At 38.9% G+C, this 4,327-nt stretch carries 3 protein-coding genes; 1 reads left to right on the forward strand and 2 read right to left on the reverse strand.

Annotated elements, in window-relative coordinates; all coding sequences use genetic code 11:
• Positions 1-480: VOC family protein (locus tag Q0L68_RS17025; RefSeq protein WP_296705435.1), on the reverse strand; the 480-nt coding region annotated here is incomplete at its 3' end.
• A 124-nt stretch (positions 481-604) separates the two neighbouring features.
• Positions 605-2,758, reverse strand: coding sequence for an alpha-glucuronidase family glycosyl hydrolase (locus Q0L68_RS17030; protein ID WP_296705436.1), 2,154 nt, complete (start codon positions 2,756-2,758; stop codon positions 605-607).
• 171 nt (positions 2,759-2,929) lie between these two features.
• On the opposite strand from Q0L68_RS17030, the gene Q0L68_RS17035 reads away from it, so the two are divergent.
• Positions 2,930-4,327: exodeoxyribonuclease V subunit beta (locus Q0L68_RS17035; protein WP_296705439.1), on the forward strand; the 1,398-nt coding region annotated here is incomplete at its 3' end.

Consider the following 4,327-nt stretch of genomic DNA (forward strand, 5'->3'; position numbering starts at 1 on the left):
CTCAGCCAAAAGACCCTTGATATCCAGTTGCCTCGTATACATCTCAATACTACCGTCAGGATTTAAAGGCCATTTATCACGAGGTCTGTCCCAATACAATTCAACTCCATTTTCATCTGGATCGTCTAAATATAAAGCTTCCGAAACACCGTGATCTGCAGCACCTGTAAGAGGGTAGTTTGCGTCAACAAGTCTTTTTAAAAGAATTGCCAGATCACGTCGAGTAGGAAGAACAATTGCGGTATGGAATAGTCCCGCAGCATTCTTTGGAGCTGGCTTTCCGCCTTTGCTTTGCCAAGTATTCAATCCGATATGATGGTGATATCCTCCTGCTGAGATAAATGCAGCATCTTTCCCGTACATCGTTACTAGCTCAAAACCAAGCAAGCCTTGATAGAAGTCTAGAGATTTCTGGAGATCAGAAACCTTAAGATGTACATGGCCTATACGTGTGGCAGATGGGATGGTGTAATTTTCCATAGTTTAAAGTAGGAACAAAGTTTACTTCATTATTAGTAATTCATCATTCAATATTTTCCAATAATGAATGTAGAACGTCGAATGATGAATTTTGAAGTGGTTTTAAATCTCAAATCTCAAATTCCTATATCCCCGGTGCATTAGGAAACATAAGGCTCTTGTAATACTCCAAATCACCTTCAGGTTGCTCAATGTCAGAAGGAAACGGTCTATTTGAAAAAGTCTGAAAATAGAGTAAACAAGCATTTCTCCACCATTCTGCCTCTTCCTCTTGAATTTCTAATAGCTGGCGGACGTGATCAAATTCCTCAGGATCTATTTCCGATTCCAGACTAGCCCAGATTTCTTGCATCTCACGGACATCTTTAACACCTTTATCATAATGATAAGCAATCCCTTCCCAAAGGGTATTTCCATTTTTTAATTTAAAATCCCACGGTACATGGTGAAACCACAGTAAATACTTTTCTGGTATTTGTTTTGGATCAGACCAGGCTTCGACTATTTCAGGTGCATATTGACCTAAAGCATCACTTCCGCTTCTTGTTCTATCAAAACCAATCCCTAAGCTATCTGCCTGATGATAATAAGGAGCTGTCCAATCTGCCCGACCACCCACGACCCAAGGTCCAGGACCGTAATGGTGGGATCTACCCATGATATGATGTAGGCCAAGCGGAGTCATGTAGTCAACGGCAGTTTCATGCGATTCAAGCATGATTTTGCTGATTTTAGAAACCATATCAGGGTTTTGACCAAAAGTCAATTTAATCCATTCTGTTGCGATCTCCTCAGAAGTGATCTCCGGATTCCAAGCTTGCTTTCCAAATGCAAACCAATTAGCCTGCCCAAATAAGTGGCCAGTCCAGTTTCGATCGGTTCCAATATTGGAAACGCCTGCCATGAGAGTGTTTTTTTGAGTTGTTTCTTTTCCTTCCAGCAAACTGGCAACAGTAGAAGATGGATTAGGCCTATAAATTCTGGTTTTTAATACTTCTTCCCACATTGGTGCCAAATAGACCAATTGAGTAGCTTGACCGAGATACTCTTGAGTAATCTGAAATTCCATTCCAATATTTGTCTCATTGATCGCCCCAAAAAGAGGATGAAATGGTTCCCTGGGTTGAAAATCTATTGCGCCGTTTTTAACCTGAATGATGACATTTTCTCTAAACTTTCCATCAAGAGGCTCAAACTCAAAATTTGCTTGTTTATGGCGGTCTTGATCTTCTTCGAAAGAATACACAAAAGCTCGCCAGATTAACAAACCTCCATGAGGAGAAAGGGCATCTGCAAGCATATTTGCTCCTTCAGCATGGTTTCTTTTGTACTCATGAGGGCCAGGTTGACCTTCTGAATTTGCCTTGACTAAGAAGCCTCCAAAGTCGGGTATAAAAGAGTAAATTTCATCTGTCTTTTCTTTCCAGAAATCTTTCACATTTGGGTCCAATGGATCTGCAGTTTCTAAACCACCAATCTGAATGGGAGCAGAGAATCGGGCAGTAAGAAAAACTTTGATCCCATAGGGTCGAAAAATATCTGCCAAAACTTTGGCTTTCTTCATGAAATCCGTTGTTAAAATCAGAGCATTCGCATTCACATTCGTTAGCGAAACAGCATTAATTCCAATAGAAGCATTTGCTCTTGCATAGTCAATATATCGAGGGTCTACATATCCTGGAAGCCTGTGCCAGTCCCAGATTGAAAAGCCTGCATAACCTCTTTCTACTGTTCTATCCAAGTTATCCCAATGGTTTAACATACGGAATTTAACTTTCGGACTGTCAGAAACTTTTGATGAGTTATTAAAAGTTTTAGTTTGGATAGAATTAAGCAAATTATAGACTCCATATAATACGCCCACAGGTTTATTACCTATGATAGCATAGTAGGTTTTTCCTTCAAAAACCAAGGGCCCTCTCCAAAATCCATCTGGTCCAAGACTACTTATCTCGCCTTGCTCTGTTAGAGATAATACCTGCGAAAGTTGATCTCTCGTTCCAATCCAAACTTTGGTGCTGCTTAGCCTTTCTTTGGTATAAATTGGAGTCTGATTTAGCATCTTTTCTGAGGCTGTATTCAACTCATTTTTTATTGCCTGGTAAGTAGGGTTTTCTCCAAAAAAATATATTCCATCCATCATGGATTTAAATTCGGATTTTAACTCAGCATTCTGAATTGCTTGGTAATCCAACCAGAGGTTATATCCATCATTTGCATAAACTGTAAAAAATAGACTGATTGATAGAATTGAGGAAAGGAGTATAGATTTGAGCATTGCTTTGGGTTTAGGCTTAAAATTTCAAAAAATATCATCTAAAAACAACATCATTATATTTAAAAGGCTGAATGTATTTATTTTCATTTTTGTGACAATATTTGTCATCTATGATTTTTTTGTCGACATAAACTAACTCCCTTCCTTATATTAGTTTCTTTCATTTTTATTATGGATCAGAAACCTTTTATCATTTATAAATCCTCTGCAGGTTCGGGTAAAACCTACACGCTGACATTGGAGTACCTCAAGCTTGCTTTACGAAGTCCACATGCTTTTAGGCAGATTCTTGCTGTGACTTTCACCAATAAAGCTACTCAGGAGATGAAGGAGCGGATTATTTCTGAGTTGAAAAGACTTCGAAATCGAGTCGATTCTTCCGAAAAAATGGATCAAGAATTAATGTCTTCTCTTGGTGTGGATGAAGCTGGACTGAAGCTCATGGCACAGCAGACCCTCACTGCTATTCTCCATGATTACAGTAGGTTTTCTGTTAGTACAATTGATAGTTTCTTTCAAAAAGTGGTGAGGGCATTTGCACGAGAAATTGATCTGAACGCCAAATTTGATGTGGAGCTAGATCAATTGGCTGTGTTAGAAAGGGTCGTAGATAGAGTCGTCATGTTGGTGATGGAGGATGAATTTCTTCACAAATGGCTCGTGGATTATGCTTATGAGCAAATCCAAAATGGGAAATCCTGGGATATAAGACGTAATATCAGAGGTCTTGGTCAGCAGATTTTTCAAGAGGATTTTAAAAAATACGCACCAGAAATTAAGGAGTTTCTGAAGGATAAGGAAAATATCACTTTGCTTCAGTCCTTTGTCAGAGAAAGAAAGCATGAAATTGTAAAGCTGGCAAAAGAACTAGGTGAACAGGCAACTTCCATTCGAACCAATAATGGCTTAGAGTGGTCAGATTTTAACAGAGGATTTATCAAAATACTTGATAAGCTTGGCGATAGAATAAACCCACTACCGGAGCTTACTCCAGCAACAATAGCCAAAATTGATAATCCCGAAAGCTGGCATACCAAAACGAGTAAGCAAACCGATGCTATACTAGCTGCTTACGATCAAGGCTTAAACCAGATTTTACATCAGATTTTGGTATTAACTGGCAAATGGAATACACTTCAGGCCATTGCCAAAAACAGTTATGTCTATGGTGTTTTTAGGAATCTCCTAGATGAGCTCACGCTAGTCAAAGACGAGGAAAATATTTTACTTATCTCAGACGCCAACGAATTTCTAAAGGAAATCACCAAAGGAAATGATACACCTTTCATCTATGAAAAAGTCGGTAATCAGTATAAAAACTACCTGATTGATGAGTTTCAAGATACCTCGGGATTCCAATGGGATAGTTTCAAACCATTACTAGAAAATTCACTTGGTCAAGGCCAAACCAACTTGCTTGTAGGAGATGTCAAGCAATCCATCTATAGATGGCGTGGTGGTGAAATGAAATTATTGCTTTCGCGGGTCGAGGATGAAATAGGGAAAGACAGTATTCAATTAGAGAATCTGGACACGAATTTTCGAAGTCTTCCCAATATCATCAATTTC

It is taken from the genome of Algoriphagus sp., from assembly GCF_024642405.1.
Classification (GTDB): domain Bacteria; phylum Bacteroidota; class Bacteroidia; order Cytophagales; family Cyclobacteriaceae; genus Algoriphagus.